Source organism: Bacillus sp. SIMBA_008 (assembly GCF_046535495.1).
GTDB lineage: Bacteria > Bacillota > Bacilli > Bacillales > Bacillaceae > Bacillus > Bacillus subtilis.
Genome location: NZ_JAWRWL010000763.1, coordinates 1 through 258, shown reverse-complemented (window position 1 = coordinate 258; position 258 = coordinate 1). Strand labels below are relative to the sequence as shown.

Annotated in this window: 1 protein-coding gene; it reads right to left on the bottom strand. The window is 65.5% G+C overall.

Annotated features, from left to right (window positions below):
- A partial coding sequence (locus tag SB658_RS25335) for a DUF1365 family protein (RefSeq protein WP_410603190.1) occupies positions 1 to 128 on the bottom strand: 128 nt, incomplete at its 3' end.
- Positions 129 to 258: the final 130 nt, after the last annotated feature.

The window sequence follows — 258 nt, the reverse complement described above, 5'->3', positions numbered from 1 at the left end:
CGTCGGTCAAGCCCGTCGAGATCGTCCAGATCGAGCAGCAGCGAAAACACCCGATATCGCAGCCTGTGCGTTGCCGGTCGATGTCGGCGGTGAACCACGTCCCCCAGGTACAGCGCGGATGTTTCCATCATTCGGCGGCCTCGCGCGGCACGGCCGTAAAGATGCGGCCGGACGGATTGGCAATCTGCCAGGGCCGGCGGGTTCCGCTGAGCCTTTCGGCCACAGCCAACCCCGCCTGGAGCCCGTCTTCATGGAAGC